The organism is Rhodococcus sp. MS13, from assembly GCF_013277835.1.
Taxonomy (GTDB): domain Bacteria; phylum Actinomycetota; class Actinomycetes; order Mycobacteriales; family Mycobacteriaceae; genus Rhodococcus_F; species Rhodococcus_F erythropolis.
On sequence record NZ_VBTL01000003.1, the window covers coordinates 80,359 to 100,014 of the forward strand.

The following is a 19,656-nucleotide window of genomic DNA, read 5'->3' on the forward strand; positions in this document are numbered from 1 at the left end:
ACTGTGATCGGTACCACCGACGGGGTAAGTTGTGTGTAACTCCAAGAACTACTCACCAGTAGGGGTACTGAAATGCCTGCTCCGTCCGCTGCGACCTTCTCGCGGCTCGCCGATCTGATCGCCATCGACAATGTTGCCGATCGCCCGACGAAGTCCATCACCGAGGTGTTCACCGGCAAGGAGCTGGCGACCATCCCCGTCGGCACCGCCGACGACGCACTTGCGGCCATCGCCCGTGCCCGCGTCGCCCAGAAGGAATGGGCCAAGCGCTCCGTCCTCGACCGCGCCGCCGTCTTCCACCGCTACCGCGACCTCATCCTCGAGAACCGCGACGCCCTCATGGACATGGCTCAGGCCGAGACCGGAAAGTCGCGTACCGCAGCTCAGGAAGAAGTCCTCGACATCTCGATGACGTCGCGTCACTACGCACGTGTGGCGCCGAAGCTGCTGCGCCCGCGTCGCGTCTCCGGCATGCTCCCGGGTCTGACGAAGACCGTCGTCCGCTACCAGCCCAAGGGTGTCGTCGGCGTCATCTCGCCGTGGAACTACCCGATGACGCTGGCCGTGTCCGACGCCATCGCCGCGCTGCTCGCGGGCAATGCCGTTGTCCTCAAGCCGGACAGCCAGACGCCGTACTGCGCGCTCGCCTGCGTCGAGCTGCTCTACAAGGCGGGACTGCCCCGCGACCTCTTCGCCGTGGTTCCCGGACCGGGCTCCGTCGTGGGCACCGCGTTGGTCGAGAACACCGACTACCTCATGTTCACCGGTTCCACCGCGACCGGTCAGCTCCTCGCCGAGCAGGCCGGCCGTCGACTGATCGGCTTCTCCGCCGAACTCGGTGGCAAGAACCCGATGATCGTCGCGGCCGGCGCAGACCTGCGCGAGGTCACCGACGCCGCTGTGCGTGCGTGCTTCTCCAACTCCGGTCAGCTGTGCATCTCCATCGAGCGCATCTACGTCGAAGAGTCCATCGCACCCGAGTTCATCCGTATGTTCGGTGACCGCGTCAAGAAGATGAACCTCGCCGCTGGTTACGAATTCGGAATCGAGATGGGCAGCCTCGTCTCCGAGGCCCAGGTCAAGGCAATCTCCGCGCATGTCGACGACGCAGTGGTCAAGGGCGCCACCGTCATTGCCGGCGGCAAGGCCCGCCCGGACATCGGACCGCTGTTCTACGAGCCCACCCTGCTCACCGGGGTTCCCGAAGACGCCGAGTGCTACCGCGACGAGACCTTCGGGCCGCTCGTCTCGATCTACCCCGTCAAGGACGTCGAAGAGGCCATCGCTGCGGCCAACGACACCGAGTACGGCCTCAACGCCAGTGTGTGGGCGGGAAGCAAGGCTGCCGGCGAAGCCATCGCAGCGCGTATCCACGCCGGCACCGTCAACGTCGACGAGGGTTACGCACCCACCTGGGGCAGCACCGCAGCACCGATGGGCGGCATGGGTGTCTCGGGCGTCGGTCGTCGTCACGGCGCCGAGGGGCTGATCAAGTACACCGAGCCGCAGACCGTTGCCACCACCCGCGTCATGAATCTCGGTGGACCGCGCGGACTTCCGGCCAAGGTGTGGGCAAAGCTCATGCCTCACGCCATCAAGATCATGTCCTGGGTTCCGGGCCGGTAACGGGTGGAAACCGCCAGCGCGTACATCGAGGCAACTCCGGTATCGGTGTGGAAGGTTGTCAGCGACATCGAAGGTATGGGTCGCTTCAGCCCTGAAAACACCGGTGGAACATGGACTTCCGGAACTCCGGGCACTGTGGGTGCAAAGTTCAAGGGCACCAACAAGCACGGCCTGATTCGGTGGAGCACGCACTGCACGGTGGTCGACGTGGTCGACTGCCGGAAGTTCTCCTTCGAATCGGACGAGCCGAAGGCTCGGTGGACGTACGTGCTCGAGCCTTCGGGAACGGGCACTGTGCTTACCGAGACTCGTGAAATCTATGCGACGCCTGCGCTTTACGTCCGCATGATGTCGGGTAGCGGCCTACTCGGTCGGGGTCGAGATCAGCTGATGCAGACCGGAATGGAAACCACTCTGGCGCGCATCAAGGCGTTTCTGGAGAGCTAGAAACATACACAAGTGGGGCTGCACTCGATTCGAGTGCAGCCCCACTGTTTTGTCTCTATCTGTTCGACAGCTCGCCGATGTCGGAAGTCGACACCCGATTCTCGTTCTTGCCGGCATTGCGGAAAGGCATGCCGACCGTACGGAGGTCGATTCCCTTGGTCTCCTTCATGATCAAGGCGGCAATAAGGGAGAGCAGGCACAGTGCTCCGACGTACACAGAGAACACCCATCCGAGATCTCGCGAGGTCAACCAGGTGTTCAGGTATGGCGCAGTACCGCCGAAGATCGCAACGGACAGCGAGGTAGCGAAGCCGACTCCCATCGCGCGTGCACGGGTCGGGACGAGTTCGGACATGAGCGCCGGATACATCGCGGACGCGCAGCACCATACCGCCAATCCCATCGCCTGCGTCACGAACAAGGTCCACGGCTGGGCGGTAAGGATAGCCGCGATCGGCAGTACGAGGACAGCGCCGGAAATGCCGAAGGCTGCCGCCATGGTACGCCGACCGTACTTGTCCGAGAGGTGACCCGAGAGTGGAAGTAGTGCCAGCACAACGAGTTGGGCAAGCAAGCTTGCAATGAAGGCTCCGTTGGGATCCATTCCCTTCGCTGAAATTGCATACGCTGACGCGAAGGTGGCCCAAGTGTAGTAGGCCGCGTTCTGCCCCGCAGACAGCATGAGAATCAGCACACCGATCTTGACAATGTCCTTTCGTGCGATCGGAGGTGCCGTAGCTGCAGAATCCGAATTCTCTTCGAAGTGAGGCGATTCGGATGCTGCACGACGCAAGAACAATGCGTAGAGACCGAGTACGGCCCCGATGGCGAAAGCAATTCGCCATCCGTATCTGCTCATGTCGTCTTTTCCGAGGATCCCCGTCAACAATGCTGCGACGAGAGTCGCCAGCATTACTCCGAAGGTGACAGCCGTGAATACCGAACTGCCCCAGAGCCCTCGGCGATCTCGAGGCGAGATCTCACCGACGTAGGTGTAGGACACGCCGGCCTCCCCTCCATGCGCGAGGCCCTGCGTCAGACGTGCAATCAAGAGCGCGAGCGACGCCCACACCCCAATGCTCTCGTAGCTCGGGATCAATGCAATTGCCAGGCTTGCAACGGCCATCAGGCACATCGTGAGCACCATCGTGAATTTTCGACCCTTGCGGTCCGCCAGGCGCCCGAAGACAAGGCCACCGAACGGCCGCGCCACGAATCCGACTGCGAACACCGCAAGTGTCGACAGCAGGGCAGAAGTGGGATCGCTGTCATCGAAGAAGTTCGAGGCCAGGTATGTGGAGAAGATTGCGTACAGAGTCCAATCGAACCATTCGAGGATGTTTCCGGACACGGCTGCCCGGAGCGAACGGGCGCGATCTAGTGCGGGGGTTTGTTCCGGAGGTGCAGAGCTGTTCATGTGAGCCTTCTCGAGATGTCAGTATGTTTGTCGTTCAACAAGTTCGCTGGATATGGGCGTTCAGCCCATATGGAGTCCGCCGTTCACATGAATCACTTCGCCGTGCACGAAACTCGCGGCTGGACTGCACAAGAACCCGACCACGGAAGCAACCTCGGCGGCGCGGCCGAATCGGCCCATCGGCGTCGAACGGATGAGGTGGTCGTTTTGGCTGTTGACCAAATTTGCAGTCATCGGTGTTTCGATGATGCCGGGCGATACTGCATTGACTCGGATCGATCCGCCCAGTTCCCAAGCGAGACTGCGAGTGAAAGCGAGTAGTCCACCTTTTGACGCCGCGTAGTGAGCGTGATTTCGACTGCCGCGATGGCCTGCCATGGATGTCAGATTGACGATCGAGCTGCCGTCACGCATCACCGGAATGGCGGCGCGTGTCAAATACATTGCCCCGTCGAGGTTGACGGACATGACCGTTCGCCATTGCTGGTCGGTCATCAACTCCACTGACTGTTCGGGATAGATCCCCGCAGCGACGATCAGATGGTCGATCCCCCCGAAATGCCTTTGCGCAACCGCAACGAAGTGATCATTGCTTTCAGGTGAAGCAGCATCGAGTTCGGTTGTCGCTATACGATTTCCGTCAGGATCCAGGGAAGCTCTGATCGCGGAGAGTGCTTGTGTATCCAGGTCGCCGAGTACCAGATTCGCCCCTGCTGCGTACATCTGCTCGGATACCTGCCTGGCAATTCCTCCTGCGGCTCCGGATATTGCAATGGTGCGATCGGTGAAGTCGTACAAGTCGCTTTCCTTTGATCAGCGCACTTTCGACGAACCTCCCGGCGAAGAATCAGGATGGGTGCTGTCGAAAAGTTCGGGATGCTTGGTTAATTCGGTTCTGGTTCTTCGTATGTGGCCGGTCAGGCACCGTTCGGCATCGATCTCGTCTTTGCGCACGATGGCTTCGATCAGTAAGCGATGCTCGTAGTTGATGACCCAGGTTCGTTCGGGACCCGTCAGCCGGGCATATGCCCGACGGTAATGCTGAGTGGTATTCCAAAACCGCGTCACCATAGTTATCAACTGAGGAATCTCGCAACCGCTGTAAGTGAGTAGATGCAACTCCCGGTCCAGTACCAGGAATCGGTCTACGTCCTCGTTGGCTTCGATCTCTTCCTGGATACTCCAGAGTCGATCATGCACACTGCTGTTCAGATGCGGGATGCTCTCCGCCAGCGCCATGGGCTCGATACGTTCGCGAATGCGATACACGAAATCGCATTCCTGCATATCCATCGAGGACACCCACGCGCCGCTGTTCGCCTTCAGTTCGACCAGGCCTTCGGATTCGAGCATGCGCAGCGCTTCTCGCACCGGTAGTCGACTCGCGCCGAGTCGTTCGGCTATCTCCTCCTGGCGGATTCGAACTCCAGGGAGTAGGCGTCCGGAAAGTATGTCTTCGCGGATATGGGCAGCGATGCGGTGGCTCGCGACCGTGGTGGGGCCGTTCGCAGAATCGGCTTCGGACAACGGTGCTCCTCGAGATGGGGGACGGGCGCAGTTCTGCTCGGCCACGGATCGAGCGGGTGCCGGAGTTCATTGTTCACTGCGGACATGCGTGATGGTGTTCGGGATGGTCCGTGTCGCGGATTGGATCCAATTGTGCCTGTTTGCATGTTTGACCGCGGTCGCGATCTGGCTTGAATGCTTCACCGCTTTGGATCCAATCGTTTAAGTTTGCATGCCGGACAAAACTCACAGCTCGTATGTTGCGCGGTGTTGCACCAGTTCGTCAAGTGGGGCAGGCCACATTTGCTTCCGATAGAGACCTGGTCGGGTTTGCGAATGGATCCATTCGATGGCAATGTGAGGCCCAACACGGAAAGTGGACCGCCCCGCGCGAGTCCCTCCGCGCTGTCCAGACGCGCTGCCAAAGCTTGGCCGTCCAAAGGCCTGATCCGGAGACTGACTATGACCACGCACAAGAAACTCACCGCAGCATCACCATGGGTGGAACTGGCAACATCGAACAAGGACTGGGATGCGGCCGCCCCGTCGCTTCTCGCCACGATGCTGGCTCAGACGATCTTGATCCGATCCTTCGAGGAATACGTCCTGGAGTTGGCGGGGAAGGGACTGATCCACGGTCCGGCCCACTCCAGCATCGGACAAGAGGGTGGGGCTGTGGGGTCGATCGTCGGCCTCACATCCGCTGACTCCATCAACGGTTCCCACCGCGGACATCATCAGTTCCTTGCCAAGGCGCTGGCCCATGTGGCTGTCGACGGTTTGGATCCGACCGCTGAACTCTCGCCAGAGGTCCGTACCGTACTGACCCGCAGCCTCGCAGAGATCTGTGGTCTGTCGCGCGGCTACTGCCGTGGTCGTGGCGGGTCCATGCACCTGCAGTGGAAAGAAGCCGGCGCGATGGGTACGAATGCGATCGTCGGAGGCGGGGTACCGCAAGCTGCAGGGTTTGCCTGGGCGCACCGTCAGGCAGGAACCGATGCCGTCGCAGTTACCTATTTCGGTGATGGCGCGGTCAACATCGGTTCGGTACTCGAATCGTTCAATCTGGCAGCAGCCTGGGATCTTCCGATCTGCTTCTTCATCGAGAACAACCAATATGCGGTTTCCACACATGTCGCGGAAGCGACCGGTGAACCGCGATTGTCGGCACGCGGGCTCGGGTTCAACATTCCTAGTTGGAAGGTTGACGGTATGGACCCGCTTGCGGTCCACCTCGCGATGCAGGAGGCCCTCACCCATATGCGTTCGGGTAAGGGCCCGACGATCATCGAAGCTGATGTCTACCGCTTCTTTCACCAGAACGGTCCATTCCCGGGCAGCGCTTTCGGCTATCGCACGAAGGACGAAGAAAAGGCCTGGAAAAAGCGCGATCCGCTTCGTCTGCTCACCGATCAAGTAGTCCGTCGGAAGCTGCTGACGGAAGCCGACGTAGCCAAGGCGGTCGCGCAAGCCTCCCGAGTAATGCAGGAGATCGGTGGCGAGCTGCTGGAAACAGTGCCAGGGGGCAAGCCTGGTGAGGCCAGAATCAAGGCATCGGAATGGCCGGATGTGAACTTCGTCGATGTCGGGATACGTGGTGATCTCAGTGAGTTCGGGGGTGCCCGATTCGTCGAGCCAGAGGAGTTCGCCGGTGAGATGGTCGATCGGAAGTTCATCGACGTCGTGGCGGAGGTGATGGACCGTCGCATGGACGCCGACAACTCCATCGTCGTGATGGGTGAGGATATTCATCGCTTGAAGGGCGGAACGAACGGCGCTACAAAAGGATTGGCTGATCGATACCCGGGCAGAGTGCTCGGCACTCCGATCAGTGAGAATGCGTTCGCAGGCCTCGGTGGCGGAATCGCCTTGGACGGACGGTACAAACCAGTCGTCGAATTCATGTACGCCGATTTCATGTGGGTGGCAGCCGACCAGATCTTCAATCAGATCGGAAAGGCGCGACATATGTTCGGAGGGGACAGCAACGTTCCATTCGTATTGCGCAGCAAGGTCGCTATGGGGACCGGCTACGGCTCGCAACATTCCATGGACCCTGCCGGCGTGTTTGCAACTGCCCCGGGATGGCGCATCGTCGCACCGTCCACGCCGTACGACTACATCGGCTTGATGAACAGCGCTTTGCAATGCAACGACCCGGTGGTGGTCATCGAGCACGTAGACCTATATGGCACGAGCGGCCAGGCGCCGACCGATGACTACGACTACTTCCTGCCGGTCGGGAAGGCCGCAGTGCGTCGGCGCGGAAGCGATCTCACGATCATTTCCTACCTGTCGATGGTGGGGCATTGCCTCGAGGCAGTGGATGAAATCGGGACAGTCGATGCCGAGGTCATCGATCTCCGTTGGCTCGACCAAGCGAGTATCGACTGGGACACCATTGGCGAAAGCATCAGAAAGACCAACAACGTGGTCATCGCTGAGCAAGGAGCATACGGAACGTCATACGGCGGCTGGCTCAGTGATGAAATCCAGCGCCGATTCTTCGATTGGCTTGATCAGCCCATCCAGCGAGTGACGGGGTCTGAGGCATCGCCGAGCATCAGCAAAGTGCTCGAACGTGCGGCAATTGCACAGACGGATGAAGTGGTCGAAGCGTTGAAGAGGATCACTCGATCGTGAAGCGACCGAACCGAACCCACTTACCCTCATCGGCAGAAATTCTCTAGGAGCAATCAACCGCCATGGCGACATTACTGCGCATGCCAGAGGTGGCAGCCGGAGCTACCACCGTAATCCTCTCCGAGTGGCCGCTTGCTGTCGATTCGGAATTCGATGTCGACGAACCGTTGGCCGTTCTCGAAACGGACAAAGCGACGGTTGAGATCGAGGCCGAGTCCGCGGGTGTACTTGTACACACATTCGTCGAACCAGGGACATCCGTCGAGGTCGGTGCACCGATCGCCGTCCTCGCTGATCGGGGCGAAGTCGTGAAGGATATTGCGGCATTGCTGGCCGAGCTCGGGGTCCGTGATGCCCATGGGTGCTCTGCCAAGCCTGAAACATCCAATGCTGTAGACGAACCCGACGGTACGTCGTCTCCGACCGTGCCGGGCGAGAAAGTGGCCGATGAGAGGGCGCCGCGAATTTTCGCGAGTCCCTTGGCGCGACGCCTAGCGGAATCGGCAGGGCTGAACCTCGGTGACATCGTGGGATCGGGCCCGAACGGACGCGTCGTACGTAACGATGTCGATGCCGCAATAGCAGTAAAGGGCGCTTCGGCACAGGCCGTCGCAGTGAAAGATGTTGGTGTCAAGGACGCTGGTGTCAAGGGCCATGGCTCTGCCTTCACGGACACACCGCACACGAGACTTCGGCGTGCAATTGCTGCTCGGCTGACATCGAGTAAGCAGACACAGCCCCATTTCTACATCTCTGGTTCTGCTCGGGTCGATGCGTTGCTGGAGGCGCGCAGGCAGCTCAACGAAGTCAGCGCTTCCAAGGTGTCGGTCAACGATCTGTTGATCAAAGCGATGGCGAAGGCGCATACGCTGGTGCCGGAGATGAACTCGATCTGGGTCGAAGACGCAGTGAGAACCTTTGCCAAGGTGGATATTTCGATCGCGATAGATTCCGATCGCGGGTTGCTTACTCCCGTTCTGCGCGGGGTCGACGCCATGTCCATTTCCGAAATTGCTAGCGCTACAAAAGATTTAGTAGCGAGAGCAGGTGCAGGGAAGATTCGGCAGGACGAACTCGAAGGTGGGTCGACGACGATCTCGAACCTCGGGATGTTCGGGGTCGAGGAATTTTCGGCCATAATCAACCCTCCTCAATCGTCGATTCTTGCAATTGGAGCAGCGACCGAGCAGCCCGTTGTCGTGGCGGGACGGCTGGAGGTCGGGACGGTCCTACGAGTGATTCTCTCGGTTGATCATCGTCCGATCGACGGGGCGATCGCCGCGAAGTGGATGAAGCATTTCACCACAGTTCTCGAGAACCCGATCCAGATCTTCGGCTGAGCAGACATCGCGAGAAAGTGGGAGGCACAGGTATGAATTCACACTACGACGTGGTCGTACTCGGAGCTGGGCCCGGTGGCTACGTTGCGGCCATCAGGGCCGCGCAGTTGGGGCTCTCCACTGCTGTGGTCGAGGAAAAGTACTGGGGTGGCGTATGTCTGAACGTCGGATGCATTCCGTCGAAGGCACTGCTACGGCACGCGGAGATTGCGCACCTGGTGACCGACGGAGCCTCGATGTTCGGAATCGAAGGTGTCACTTCGGTTGACTTCGGGGTTGCGTTCGACCGCAGTCGATCTGTTGCGGACGGCCGAACCAAGGGCGTCAATTACCTGATGAAGAAGAACGGTATTCGGCAGTACAACGGTCGCGGCGTATTTCGTGGACCGAATACCCTCGAGGTATCGGGGGTTGATTCCGCGACGATAACTTTCAACAACGTGATTATCGCCAGTGGAGCAGAGCCACGGCTACTTCCAGGCACGACTCGCAGCGACAATGTAGTCACGTATGAGGAGCAGATTCTCACTCGCGAGCTGCCGAAGAGCGTGGTCATCGCCGGTGCAGGAGCGATCGGTGTGGAATTCGCCTATGTCCTGAACAGTTTCGGAGTTGACGTCACGCTGGTCGAGTACGCAGAGCGGATCCTTCCGCTGGAAGATGCGGATGTATCTGCCGAACTGTCGAAGCGATACAAGAAATCCGGGATCACGATTCTGGTTTCCACTGGGGTGGAGGAGATCGTCGGTTCGGGTGGCCAGGTCAAGGTAGTAGTGAGGCAGGGTGGCGAGGCGCGAACGCTGCTCACGGACAAGGTGATCCAAGCGATCGGATTTGTTCCGCGGACCGACGGCTACGGCCTCGAGACGACAGGCGTCGAACTGACCGAGCGAGGAGCCGTGATGGTCGACGAGTACATGCGTACTTCAGTGCCCGGAATCTTCGCAATCGGCGACGTCACCGCACAGTTGATGCTCGCTCACGTCGCAGAGGCCCAGGGCGTGGTCGCGGCTGAGACGATTGCCTGCGTAGACACCGTCCCTGTCGACTACCCAATGATTCCCCGCGCAACTTTCTGCCAACCCCAAGTTGCCAGCTTCGGATGGACGGAGCAGCAAGCGAGGGACAAGGCCGACACCATGGGCTGGGATGTCAAGGTGGCTACCTTTCCGTTCAGTGCCAACGGCAAGGCGCATGGTCTAGGGGATGCTGTCGGGTTCGTGAAGCTGATCAGCGACGATACGTACGGTGAGTTGCTCGGTGGACATCTGATCGGACCGGAAGTGACCGAGTTATTGCCAGAGCTGACGCTCGCTCAGAAATTCGAACTGACAGTTGAAGACCTCGTACGCAACGTTCACGCTCACCCGACACTGAGTGAGGCGCTGCAGGAGGCTTTCCACGGGCTTGCCGGACACATGGTCAATCTGTGAACGGACTGCTGTTGAATTGGTCCGATAACCGAACCGAACGAGGAGTGGCAAGTGATAGGCGTCAAGGCAGACTCGCTCCCTGAGCCCCTGCGGGGAAACGCCGTGGCACAGATCGCCATGATTGTGCCTGATCTGGAATCGGCCGTTGCGCTGTGGAGCGGCATTCTCGGCCGAGACGATTGGTCGATCTACACGTATGGGCCCGACAACGTTCCGGAGTTGAGCTACCGAGGTGAGGAAGGACGGTTCGGCATGCGCTTGGCTTTTGTCGGTGTCGGTCCCCAAATCGAGCTGATCGAACTCCTCGAAGGCCCCAGCTCGTACCACGAATGGCAATCGCGTCACGGTTTCGGATTGCACCATCTGGGTTTTGTCGTCCCGTCGATCAAGGACGCGATGATCGAAATGGCGGAACACGACGTCGATTTGATTCAGTCGGGGTACGGCTATGGGGCGAACGGGGACGGAGGTTTTGCGTACTACGACACTCAGGATTCGGTCGGCGCGATTGTCGAGCTCATCGAGGTTCCATCGATCCGACGACCATCCGAGGTTCTGTAGAAGCCGCGTCGATGAGCGCGGTGTAGACACGCTCCGGCTCTTCGGCGATGCGATTGAGTACGTACAGCCACCACTGTGTTCCGAAGATGACGTATTCGCGTGTGGTGAAGCCCGCGGCTCGGAGTGCGTCCAGTTGCTCGGTACCGAGACCGAGCAGCATCTCGAACTCGACGTGCTCGCCTCTGAGCTTCGAATCATGCTCGGCACGTAATGCTTCGAGGATGTCGCGGTCATGCGTCGCGATGGAAACCTGGTGACCCGATTCGACGATTCGGGCAGCGTAGTCGAGATACGCGCTGCGCAGTTCGGCACTACCGCTCGGGTAGGCGACGGATTCGGCTTCGAGGAAGGCGCCCTTCACGAGACGGATGCGGCCGGGTCGGTCCAGCAGAGCGGCGAGATCCTTTGCGGTCCGGTGCAGTCGGGCCTGAACAGTGATCCCCACGTGAGTGAAGCGCTCGGCCAGCCGCGCGTGCATGTCGAGGACCAGGTCGGTGCGATCGGACGCTTCGGCGGAGATGATCAGCTCGGCACCTGCGCGTTCCGTGGCCTCGGCCAGGCGCACGACATTGCGAAAGCACTGCTCCGGATCGATTACCAAGCCGATGTGCGAGAGGTCGAACGACACGGTGCTCTCGACACCCGACGTGCCGATTCGTTCCGCGAGTTCCACGAAAACATCGGTTTCGGCGTTCGCGAGCTCGGGATCCCGGACGCTTTCCCCGGTGTATTCGATGCTCGCCTTGTGTCCTCGCGCGAAGATCGAGGGGAGGCGGTCGAAAGCGTCGTCGATGGTTTCGCCGCCGATGTAGCGAGCGGCGACTTTCCGTGCGAGTGCTGCAGTCGCAGCGTCCGCCATGGTGCGTTCTTTCAGGGATTCGTCGAGTGCGAGGCGGCGTAGGACGTCTGCGGCCTGGGCTTGTAGATCCGTGTTCACGGCTTCAGCGTATCCGGACGAGGGTGCGGGAATTATTCTCCGGACCCTTGCGTTCGATCTATTGTCGATATATCGTCGATACGTCAAACAAACACAGACAGTCCAGGAGGACAACATGTACGCCCCACACAACAACCCAGAAATGCAAGAACGTCGCGAGCATGGCCGCCGAGGCCCGCATCGTGGACACGGTTTCCGTCGAGGATTCGATGGAGAGCGCCCCGAGGGTCGCTTCGAAGACCGAGCAGAAGGACGCCCCGAAGGCCGACGCGGTCGCGAAGGTCAGCGCGGACACGGCCGCCCTCACTTCGGTGAAGCCGGCGCAGCGCTCCGTCCCGCGATGGGTCTACTCCGAGGTGCCGCTGTCGCGGTAGCCGCAGGTGGGACCGCTGAGCAGGTCGCCAAGGCAGAGGCAATTCTTGCCGAGGCACGCCGTGCACTGTTCGAGATGCTCGCGGAAAAGCCGGCTGACGTGCAGCAGGCTCACGCAGAATCTACCGACACACTGCCGGCAGAGTGATCACGGCGCTCAGGCGCCGACGGTGACTTCCTCGCTGTTCATGCCGGAAACGTGGCCGTCGGCGCCCTCTCGCCAGTACCCGACAACATTGTGCTTGTCGCGAGCAATTCCTCGAACTTCCCTCAGATGCTTACGAATACGACGGCTGGTTGCGCTTTCGCACGCCACCCACGCGTAGACGTCGGCCGATTCGGATTCGGGAAACTCGATCTTCTCCACAGCCTCGAACAGCGCGCTCGGCGCCTTTCCGAGGCCACTCCCCACGAGCCACGTGTACGTGACGTCGCCGCGAGTGACAAATTCCTGTCGATCCTCTTCGGTTTCGACCTCGATGATCGCCTGTGCGACATCGCCCTCTCGAAGTTCTTCGACAATCCTGCCCAGTCCGGGGAGACCCGTGGCGTCTGCGACCAGCAGCTGCCAGCGAGGACCCGCCGGTGCTTGGTAGTGGGACCGCGAACTGTCCGACCAGAAGACGCCTAGTAGGTGACCTGGTTCGGCCCGCAGGGCCCAATCCGCTGCAATACCGCCAGGGTGCACGACGAAGTCGATGTCCAGACGTCGGCCGCCGTCGTGCACCTTGCGCACGGTGTAGTGCCGCCACGGTGGCTCGGTTCCGAGATCGGCCTTGCCGTAGTCGGGATTGTTGAAGTAGTCGTAATCTGCTTCTGTTTCACCGGGTTTCGGGAACGCGATATCGATGCGCTCGTCGCCTTGTCCGCCGGTCGGCCAGTGCCAGTCGCCTTCTGCCTCGATGCTGATTCGCCGCATGTGCGGGGTCAGGGACGTGACGGTGACAACGCGGGCGGGTTCGCAGAAAGACATTCCTCGACCCTATTGGTCCTGCGTGTCGAAGTGGAGACATATGCTGTCGCAAGACGGACATCGAGCGCAACCGAAAATGCCAGCGTATGCCCCGAGGCATGGTTCTTCCCCGGTGCATACGCTGGCATTTTCAGTTATGCCCGTTCAGGCGGCTGTCGGTGGGCTGTTCCCGCCGATCGGCTGCTGATACGGATCGATCGACATCGGCGGATAGAACACCGTCTTCCGATCCGGGCCGATCTCGACCCGCCATTCGGTGTGGTGCAGCGTCCGATGATGATGACCACACAACAAGATCAGATTGTCGAGATCTGTTGGGCCACCATCGTTCCAGTGAACGATATGGTGAGCATCGCACCACCCCGACGGAGTCCCGCACCCTGGAAACGCGCACCCACCATCCCGAACCGCCAACGCCCGCCGCTGCGGCACCGTTGCTGTTCTCGCTTCCTTGCCGCAGTCGAGCGGAACACCATTCTCGTCCAACAAGATCCGCGTCACGGTGCAGTCGCACGCCAGCATCCGGGCAGTGTCGATACTGATCGGACCTACCCAGTCCGTCCATGCGAACCCGAGTTCCTCCGTCGACGGCAGGAGGTCTTTCAACGCCTGCAGGTCCGTCATGTCTTTCGCCGATGCGGTGACCGTGATGTGTGGTTTCACGCCGCCCTCGATCGGACCCAACCCCGCCCGCTCATACCGGCGCAACAACTCGCAAAACCCGTCCGCCCGCCGTAATGCAGGAGTACGGGTGTCCTTCACGCCGTCCTTCTCCGGTGTCGGAGCCGACAGACTCGACAACAACGTGATCAGACGGGCCCCGTTCACAGCATCCAAGTCACCCTTCACAGACACACGCCCGTACAAGCCTTTCGAGGCGTAGAACTCGTTGCGCTCCGAATCTTCCCCGACCGGAACACCGTCCTCACGCTTGCCGTACTGCTTCTCGATCCGCCGGATCGCCGCCCGCACCGCATCACAATCGGCAATGTTCTTCGACGCCAACCCCAACAGAATCCCGCGGGCCTTGTCCACATCCGCCAGGGTCATGTTCTTCGGCGGATGCTGACAGAACGACGCCACCTGACGGGCTTTCAACGCATCCACATCCCCACGATGAAACGCATCGCCCACAACGGGTTCGAGCATCAACAACCGCGCCAACCCGACCAGCAGACTGCACTCACCGATCTCCAGATTCGTCGAACCATGCAACCACTGCGCGATCGACCGAAAACCCTTCCCACCGAGAACCTCACGGGAAAACATTTCCACGATCAGCAACACCATCCGCGATTGCAACTCGTGCCGGACACGCACCAGATCCAGAACCTCACTCTTGAGGTCCTCGCCATCCAGCTGCCACGCTTCCCGACTGTCCATGAAGCAATCATATTCGAACAGAGTTTCGAACACAAGAGAATTGCAAGCGAAAATTACTGCTGTCCAGCTACTTTCGACAATTCGGACAAACGTCAGATCGAACCCAGCTCCCGCGCTCGAGCTACCGCCGACGTCCGCGACTTCACGCCCAACTTGCCGAAGATGTGGACCAGATGCGATTTGACCGTGGTCTCGCTCAGGAACAGTTCTTTACCGATCTCTCGGTTGGATCGACCCGCCGCCACCAACTTCAGCACTTCGATTTCCCTTGGACTAAGGCTGGTTTCGGGTTTGCGTACCCGAGTCATGAGCTTCGACGCGATGGAGGGGGAGAGAACGCTGTCCCCGCTTGCGGCGGCGCGGACGGCCGACAGCAACTCGACCGGGGGTGTGTCCTTGAGCAGATAGCCGCTGGCTCCGGCTTCGACGGCGCTCAAGATATCCGCGTCCGTGTCGTAGTTGGTCACAACGAGTACGTGCGGCGGATTCGGCAGCGCGCATACCGCGCGGGTGGCGTCGACCCCCGTCTTGCCTGGCCCGAACCGCAGGTCCATGAGCACGAGGTCGACCGGCGTGGTGGCGCAGAAGGCTATGGCTTCCTCGGCGGTCCCTGCTTCGCCGACCACCTCGATGTCGGATTCGCTTTCGAGCAGCGCTCGCAGCCCGGCGCGCACGATCGCGTGATCGTCGGCGAGCAGCAGGCGGATCACTGTTCACCGACATCGAGGGGAAACGTCACCGCGACGGCCGTGTGTCCCGGCTCCGACTCGATGGAGAACGTTCCGCCCTGCAGTTCGACGCGTCGTCGAATTGCGTTGAGGCCAAAAGATTCCGCCGGTCCGCGTTCGAGAACTGCCACGTCGAAGCCGCGGCCGTTGTCGACCACGTCGAGGCTGACGGTGTTGTCGGAATACGTCAGTGTCACAGCCATTCTGGTTGCATCCGCGTGGCGGAGAACATTGGACACCGCACCCTGGGCGATGCGCACCAGTGTTGCTTCGAGGGGCATAGGCAGCCGGATTGCCTCACCTTCGACCAGGGATCGCGCTTCCAGTTCAGGACTGCTCGCGCGTTCACAGATTCGACGAAGCGCATCGGCGAGCGACTGACCGTCCAGGGCCGCCGGTGTCAATTCGGCGATGAGTTGGCGGGTTTCGGCAAGACTGTCCGCTGCGGTTTCCCGTGCGAGGCTGATCTGCCGGATGGCCGGGCTCTCCGGATCGGCGCGTTCGGCAGCGTGAAGGAGCATCTGGATGCTCGAAAGTCCTTGGGCCACGGTGTCGTGGATCTCGGCTGCGAGCCTTTCACGTTCGGCGAATTTTCCGGCATCGCGAGACGTCGACGCCAATTCTTCACGGGTGTTCATCAATTCGTCGATGAGACGTCCGCGCTCGGCTGCCTCCCGGTACAGCGCCTGATATCCGAGACCGATAGCAACGGCTACGGCGGCGCCGATGATCGGGCCGACGGCGCCGGCCACTGTCCACCCGCGATGCAATCCGGTGCCGATCACGGCGACAGCCGTTGCCGCGGTGACGGCCAGCAGGCTCCAGGGGCGCCGCAGAATATGGAGATAGAGGAAGAAGAGTCCGAATGCGAGGTAGGCGGCGTCGGCGGATACCGCCATCGTCGCGATCCAGACGAGGGTCAGCACGGCGAGCCACCAGCGGGCAGCGTTGCCGCGCAGCCTTTTGGCAACCCCGAAAAGATAGACGGCAACAAAGATCACGGCCAACGCGATGATTGTTGCGGTCAGGTCGGATTCGTCGATCAGCGCTCGAAGAAACACCACACCGGCCAGCGCCATGACAAGGACATGCAGGCCCAGTTGTAGGCCGGCGAAGACAGGCGTGAGCGGAGATCGGTGCATCTCGCCCAGCTTAGCGAGGTTCGGGCCTGGTTCATCCATCAAAAGTTGTAAACCGGGATGGTTCTTTCGAGCGCTGGAATGTCGATCCGAGGTGCGATGGAAAGAGTCTGCATCCGCGAGAGCGTAGAGGCAAGCACAGGAAAGGAATTCACAGTGTTTGTCGCAATGAGGGACTTACGGGCAGCGCGAGGTCGTTTCGCGCTGATCTCCGTCGTGGTTCTGTTGGTTGCACTTCTGGTCAGTTTTCTCAGCGGGTTGACTGCAGGACTTCGCCATCAGAACGTGTCGGCCATCGAGGCCATGAATGCCGACACGGTGGTGTTTGCAGACACCGGAGCTGGGGCGTCGTTCGACGAGTCGGCGCTCACACAGGACCAGGTCAACGCCTGGGCCGGGGCCGCGAAGGATGTCGATCCCATCGGAATCGGCCGCGGGAAGGCAGGATTGGCCGACGGAAATCAGAAGTCGGTGGCCCTGTTCGGTGCTGACGGCGGTTTCGGTGACGTGACGCCGTCGGCGTCAGGCACGCTGGTGTTGAGCGAAGGTGCCGCCCGCGATCTGGGGGCGGGCGCCGGCGATCAGGTGAGCGTCGGTACGCAGCAGTTCACCGTCAGCGACGTTCGCGGTGACGACTGGTACAGCCATTCGCCCGTGGTCTGGATGACGCTCGGTGACTGGCAGGCGGCCAATCCACGCGGCGGAGTTGCGACAGTACTGGCTGTCACCGGAGCCTCTGACGCTTCCGCAACGGACAAGTCAGCCGTGACGACGTCGACGACGGTCAGCGGTTCGCTCGACGCGATCGGTTCGTACAAGTCGGAAAACGGGTCGTTGACGCTGATGACGCTCATGTTGTTCGCGATCTCGGCCCTGGTGATCGGTGCGTTCTTCACGGTGTGGACGATCCAGCGAACCCCGGACATCGCGACGTTGAAAGCGCTCGGCGCGACTACTGGTTCTCTGGTGCGCGACGCACTGGGCCAGGCGCTCATCGTTCTGATCGCCGGCGTCACCGTCGGAATCGGGCTGACGGCCGTGGCCGGCTCGCTGATCGGAGACGCCATGCCGTTTGTCCTGGACGCATCCACGACCGTCGTACCTGCCGTGGCATTGATCGGACTCGGTCTGCTCGGCGCGGCCTTTGCACTTCGATTCCTCTCGACCACCGATCCACTCACAGCATTGGGGAGCGCACGATGACCATGACAACCGGCACCACAGTTCTCGACATCCAGAACGTCGATCTGACGTTTCCCGACGGGCAATCGCGGGTGACGGCGCTGGACGACGTGTCTCTGCGACTGCACCGCGGCGAGATCGCCGCAATCACCGGACCTTCGGGTTCAGGCAAGTCCAGCCTGTTGGCGGTGGCGTCGACCCTGATCCGTCCGGATTCCGGGCACGTCTATCTCCGGACGCCGGAAGGCAGCACCGACATAGCGGCGCTGAGTCGGAGGGCGGCGTCGGAATTGCGACGCTCGTCGATCGGAATCGTCTTCCAGCAGTCCAACCTCGTGTCGTCGTTGACGGCTCTGGAGCAGCTCGAGGTGATGGCGCATCTGGGGCAGTCCGTTTTCACGTCACGGACCCGTCGCAAGGCCGTGAAATCAAAAGCGATGGATTTGCTGGACGCTGTCGGGCTCGCGGATCAGAGCGGAAAACGACCGTCTCAGCTGTCGGGTGGGCAGCGACAGCGCGTCAATCTCGCGCGAGCATTGATGAACGATCCGCAGCTTCTGGTGGTCGACGAGCCCACCAGCGCGCTCGATCAGGAGCGCGGTGCCGCTGTCATGGATCTGATCATCGGGGTGGTGCGGGAACACGAGGCGGCAACCCTTCTCGTGACACACGACCGAAGTCACCTGTCTCGGATGGATACTGTCTATCGTGTTGTTGACGGTTCCTTGGCGGAGGACCAGGAGGCGCTCGCGGCGTAACTCAGGCGGGCACGATTCGGGCATTCGTCACTGCATCCGGGCGGGAAGTCAACCCGCGATTTGCTGGGCAGTTAGACTGTTGTCGACTCGGGCAACTTGAGAGGACGTGTTATGGAACGCCGCCGCAATGTTGCGCAGCCGCCACAATCGCCGATTGCGGATCTGGAGCAGATGCCTGCTCTGATTCTCCTCGACAGGCTTCCGGTGCCGGTTATGGCCGTTCACCGCGACGGCAGCATCGTTTTTGCCAACCCGTCCTTCGCTGACATGCTGGGATATCCCAAGAAGGCCGTCTGGGCTTTGCGTTTGCAGGACATTCTCTACGACAAGGATGCCGACGACGTCAGTGCCGAGCAGGCTCATCGTGAACTGAGTTCCGAGCCGGGCTCGGTCAAGGAGTTCGTGCACTCGGACAGCACATTGGTGCGCGCGACGGTCAGTCAGTCTCTGCTCCGACGGGACGACGACACGATCACCCTCGCCGTCCTTCACGATCTGACGGAACGCCTGTGGAACAACCCACGGCACATCGACGACAAGCCCACCAAGTAGTCCCAGCTACTTCCGGGATTTGACGGTTCGGTCCAGGCCCAGGGTGGCGGCAAGGGTGTTGACCACCCATTCTTCGTACTTTTGGCCGGTCCAACCCGCGCCGACCACGAGGTCTGTGTACGTCTCGGGACTGAGCAGCGTGAGTGCGACGTTCACGGCTGTTTCGAGGTCGACGGTTGGCGCTTTTTCGACGATGCCGACCATCAGATGTTCCTGCACCGTGCGTCGCTGAGTGCGGTTGATTTGCCAAAGGCGGGCGGCGTCCTCGTCCGCGGAAGCAGCGGCCCGCAGGGCCAACAGGATGTCCGCGGTACGCTCCAGAATGAGCCGTCCGTGGTGAACCTGAATCCGGAGTTGCCCGAGTGGATGTGGGGCGCCCAGTGCCGCCGCCACCCACGGACGGTCGAGAGTTGCCGTCTTTTCCTCGTCGCCCGCAACGGCCACGTCGAGCAGTGCTGACAGCACGCTCGGCTTGTTGCCGAACACAAAATAGACACTCTGCACCGACACGCCCGCCGCCGCGGCAAGCTGTTTGATCGTGGCGGCCGCGTAGCCGGGATCGACAAAAACTTCCCGCGCTGCCTCGATGATCTTGCGCCGCGCCGACGTGTCTTCCCGAAGTACCTCAGTCATGATTAGAGTCTAACTCTAGAGTCGAA

General features: G+C 60.8%; 19 protein-coding genes. 10 read left to right on the forward strand and 9 right to left on the reverse strand.

Annotated features, from left to right (window positions below; all coding sequences use genetic code 11):
* Positions 1–72: 72 nt before the first annotated feature.
* The gene (locus tag FEZ59_RS06085; protein WP_003943578.1) at positions 73–1,626 is read left to right on the forward strand and encodes a succinic semialdehyde dehydrogenase; all 1,554 of its coding nucleotides are present in this window, start codon (positions 73–75) and stop codon (positions 1,624–1,626) included.
* A gap of 3 nt (positions 1,627–1,629) precedes the next feature.
* Complete coding sequence (locus FEZ59_RS06090; RefSeq protein WP_019746286.1) at positions 1,630–2,073, forward strand: SRPBCC family protein; 444 nt, start codon at positions 1,630–1,632, stop codon at positions 2,071–2,073.
* 55 nt (positions 2,074–2,128) lie between these two features.
* Here the strand turns inward: FEZ59_RS06090 and FEZ59_RS06095 are convergent, their stop codons facing one another.
* The 3 genes from FEZ59_RS06095 to FEZ59_RS06105 are packed head-to-tail and all read right to left on the reverse strand — an operon-like array spanning position 2,129 to position 5,062.
* The gene (locus FEZ59_RS06095) at positions 2,129–3,490 is read right to left on the reverse strand and encodes an MFS transporter (RefSeq protein ID WP_019746287.1); all 1,362 of its coding nucleotides are present in this window, start codon (positions 3,488–3,490) and stop codon (positions 2,129–2,131) included.
* 60 nt (positions 3,491–3,550) lie between these two features.
* Positions 3,551–4,288 carry an SDR family NAD(P)-dependent oxidoreductase gene (locus tag FEZ59_RS06100; protein ID WP_019746288.1) on the reverse strand — a complete coding sequence of 246 codons (738 nt, stop codon included), beginning with the start codon at positions 4,286–4,288 and terminating at the stop codon, positions 3,551–3,553.
* Positions 4,289–4,303: 15 nt separating this feature from the next.
* Positions 4,304–5,062, reverse strand: coding sequence for a GntR family transcriptional regulator (locus tag FEZ59_RS06105; protein ID WP_258537323.1), 759 nt, complete (start codon positions 5,060–5,062; stop codon positions 4,304–4,306).
* 396 nt (positions 5,063–5,458) lie between these two features.
* On the opposite strand from FEZ59_RS06105, the gene FEZ59_RS06110 reads away from it, so the two are divergent.
* The 4 genes from FEZ59_RS06110 (at position 5,459) to FEZ59_RS06125 (ending at position 10,973) form a co-directional block, all read left to right on the forward strand.
* A complete protein-coding gene (locus FEZ59_RS06110; RefSeq protein WP_029537334.1) occupies positions 5,459–7,639 on the forward strand; it encodes an alpha-ketoacid dehydrogenase subunit alpha/beta in 2,181 nt (726 codons plus the stop codon).
* Positions 7,640–7,701: 62 nt separating this feature from the next.
* Entirely contained in the window at positions 7,702–8,979 is a 1,278-nt protein-coding gene (locus tag FEZ59_RS06115) for a dihydrolipoamide acetyltransferase family protein (RefSeq protein ID WP_172932421.1), read from the forward strand.
* Positions 8,980–9,011: 32 nt separating this feature from the next.
* Entirely contained in the window at positions 9,012–10,412 is a 1,401-nt protein-coding gene (gene lpdA / locus FEZ59_RS06120; RefSeq protein WP_141488018.1) for a dihydrolipoyl dehydrogenase, read from the forward strand.
* Between the two features lie 102 nt (positions 10,413–10,514).
* On the forward strand, positions 10,515–10,973 hold the full coding sequence (locus tag FEZ59_RS06125; RefSeq protein ID WP_256065320.1) for a VOC family protein: 459 nt from the start codon (positions 10,515–10,517) through the stop codon (positions 10,971–10,973).
* On the opposite strand, the gene FEZ59_RS06130 is transcribed toward FEZ59_RS06125, so the two are convergent.
* Positions 10,930–11,910 (reverse strand): proline dehydrogenase family protein, encoded by a 981-nt coding sequence (locus tag FEZ59_RS06130; RefSeq protein ID WP_141488017.1) that lies wholly within the window; start codon positions 11,908–11,910, stop codon positions 10,930–10,932. The two genes, FEZ59_RS06125 and FEZ59_RS06130, sit on opposite strands and share 44 nt — an antisense overlap.
* A gap of 115 nt (positions 11,911–12,025) precedes the next feature.
* Between FEZ59_RS06130 and FEZ59_RS29970 the strand changes: the two genes are divergently transcribed.
* A complete protein-coding gene (locus FEZ59_RS29970) occupies positions 12,026–12,430 on the forward strand; it encodes a hypothetical protein (protein WP_242459737.1) in 405 nt (134 codons plus the stop codon).
* A 9-nt stretch (positions 12,431–12,439) separates the two neighbouring features.
* Here FEZ59_RS29970 and FEZ59_RS06140 read toward each other — a convergent pair whose 3' ends face one another.
* The 4 genes from FEZ59_RS06140 to FEZ59_RS06155 all read right to left on the reverse strand — a co-directional run bounded on the left by FEZ59_RS06140 (position 12,440) and on the right by FEZ59_RS06155 (position 16,508).
* Positions 12,440–13,255, reverse strand: a complete 816-nt coding sequence (locus FEZ59_RS06140) for a siderophore-interacting protein (protein ID WP_070796729.1) — start codon at positions 13,253–13,255, stop codon at positions 12,440–12,442.
* 144 nt (positions 13,256–13,399) lie between these two features.
* Positions 13,400–14,638, reverse strand: a complete 1,239-nt coding sequence (locus FEZ59_RS06145; protein ID WP_172932422.1) for an HNH endonuclease signature motif containing protein — start codon at positions 14,636–14,638, stop codon at positions 13,400–13,402.
* A 92-nt stretch (positions 14,639–14,730) separates the two neighbouring features.
* Entirely contained in the window at positions 14,731–15,348 is a 618-nt protein-coding gene (locus FEZ59_RS06150) for a response regulator transcription factor (RefSeq protein ID WP_166501595.1), read from the reverse strand.
* Entirely contained in the window at positions 15,345–16,508 is a 1,164-nt protein-coding gene (locus FEZ59_RS06155; protein ID WP_225320223.1) for a sensor histidine kinase, read from the reverse strand. Before FEZ59_RS06155 ends, FEZ59_RS06150 begins: the two co-directional genes overlap by 4 nt.
* A 153-nt stretch (positions 16,509–16,661) precedes the next feature.
* Between FEZ59_RS06155 and FEZ59_RS06160 the strand changes: the two genes are divergently transcribed.
* The 3 genes from FEZ59_RS06160 (at position 16,662) to FEZ59_RS06170 (ending at position 18,997) form a co-directional block, all read left to right on the forward strand.
* Positions 16,662–17,708 (forward strand): ABC transporter permease, encoded by a 1,047-nt coding sequence (locus tag FEZ59_RS06160; protein WP_031332638.1) that lies wholly within the window; start codon positions 16,662–16,664, stop codon positions 17,706–17,708.
* The gene (locus FEZ59_RS06165; protein WP_020968047.1) at positions 17,705–18,445 is read left to right on the forward strand and encodes an ABC transporter ATP-binding protein; all 741 of its coding nucleotides are present in this window, start codon (positions 17,705–17,707) and stop codon (positions 18,443–18,445) included. Before FEZ59_RS06160 ends, FEZ59_RS06165 begins: the two co-directional genes overlap by 4 nt.
* Positions 18,446–18,556: 111 nt before the next feature.
* Positions 18,557–18,997, forward strand: a complete 441-nt coding sequence (locus FEZ59_RS06170; RefSeq protein WP_172932423.1) for a PAS domain-containing protein — start codon at positions 18,557–18,559, stop codon at positions 18,995–18,997.
* Between the two features lie 6 nt (positions 18,998–19,003).
* Here the strand turns inward: FEZ59_RS06170 and FEZ59_RS06175 are convergent, their stop codons facing one another.
* Complete coding sequence (locus FEZ59_RS06175; protein ID WP_019746303.1) at positions 19,004–19,630, reverse strand: TetR/AcrR family transcriptional regulator; 627 nt, start codon at positions 19,628–19,630, stop codon at positions 19,004–19,006.
* Between the last annotated feature and the right edge of the window lie 26 nt (positions 19,631–19,656).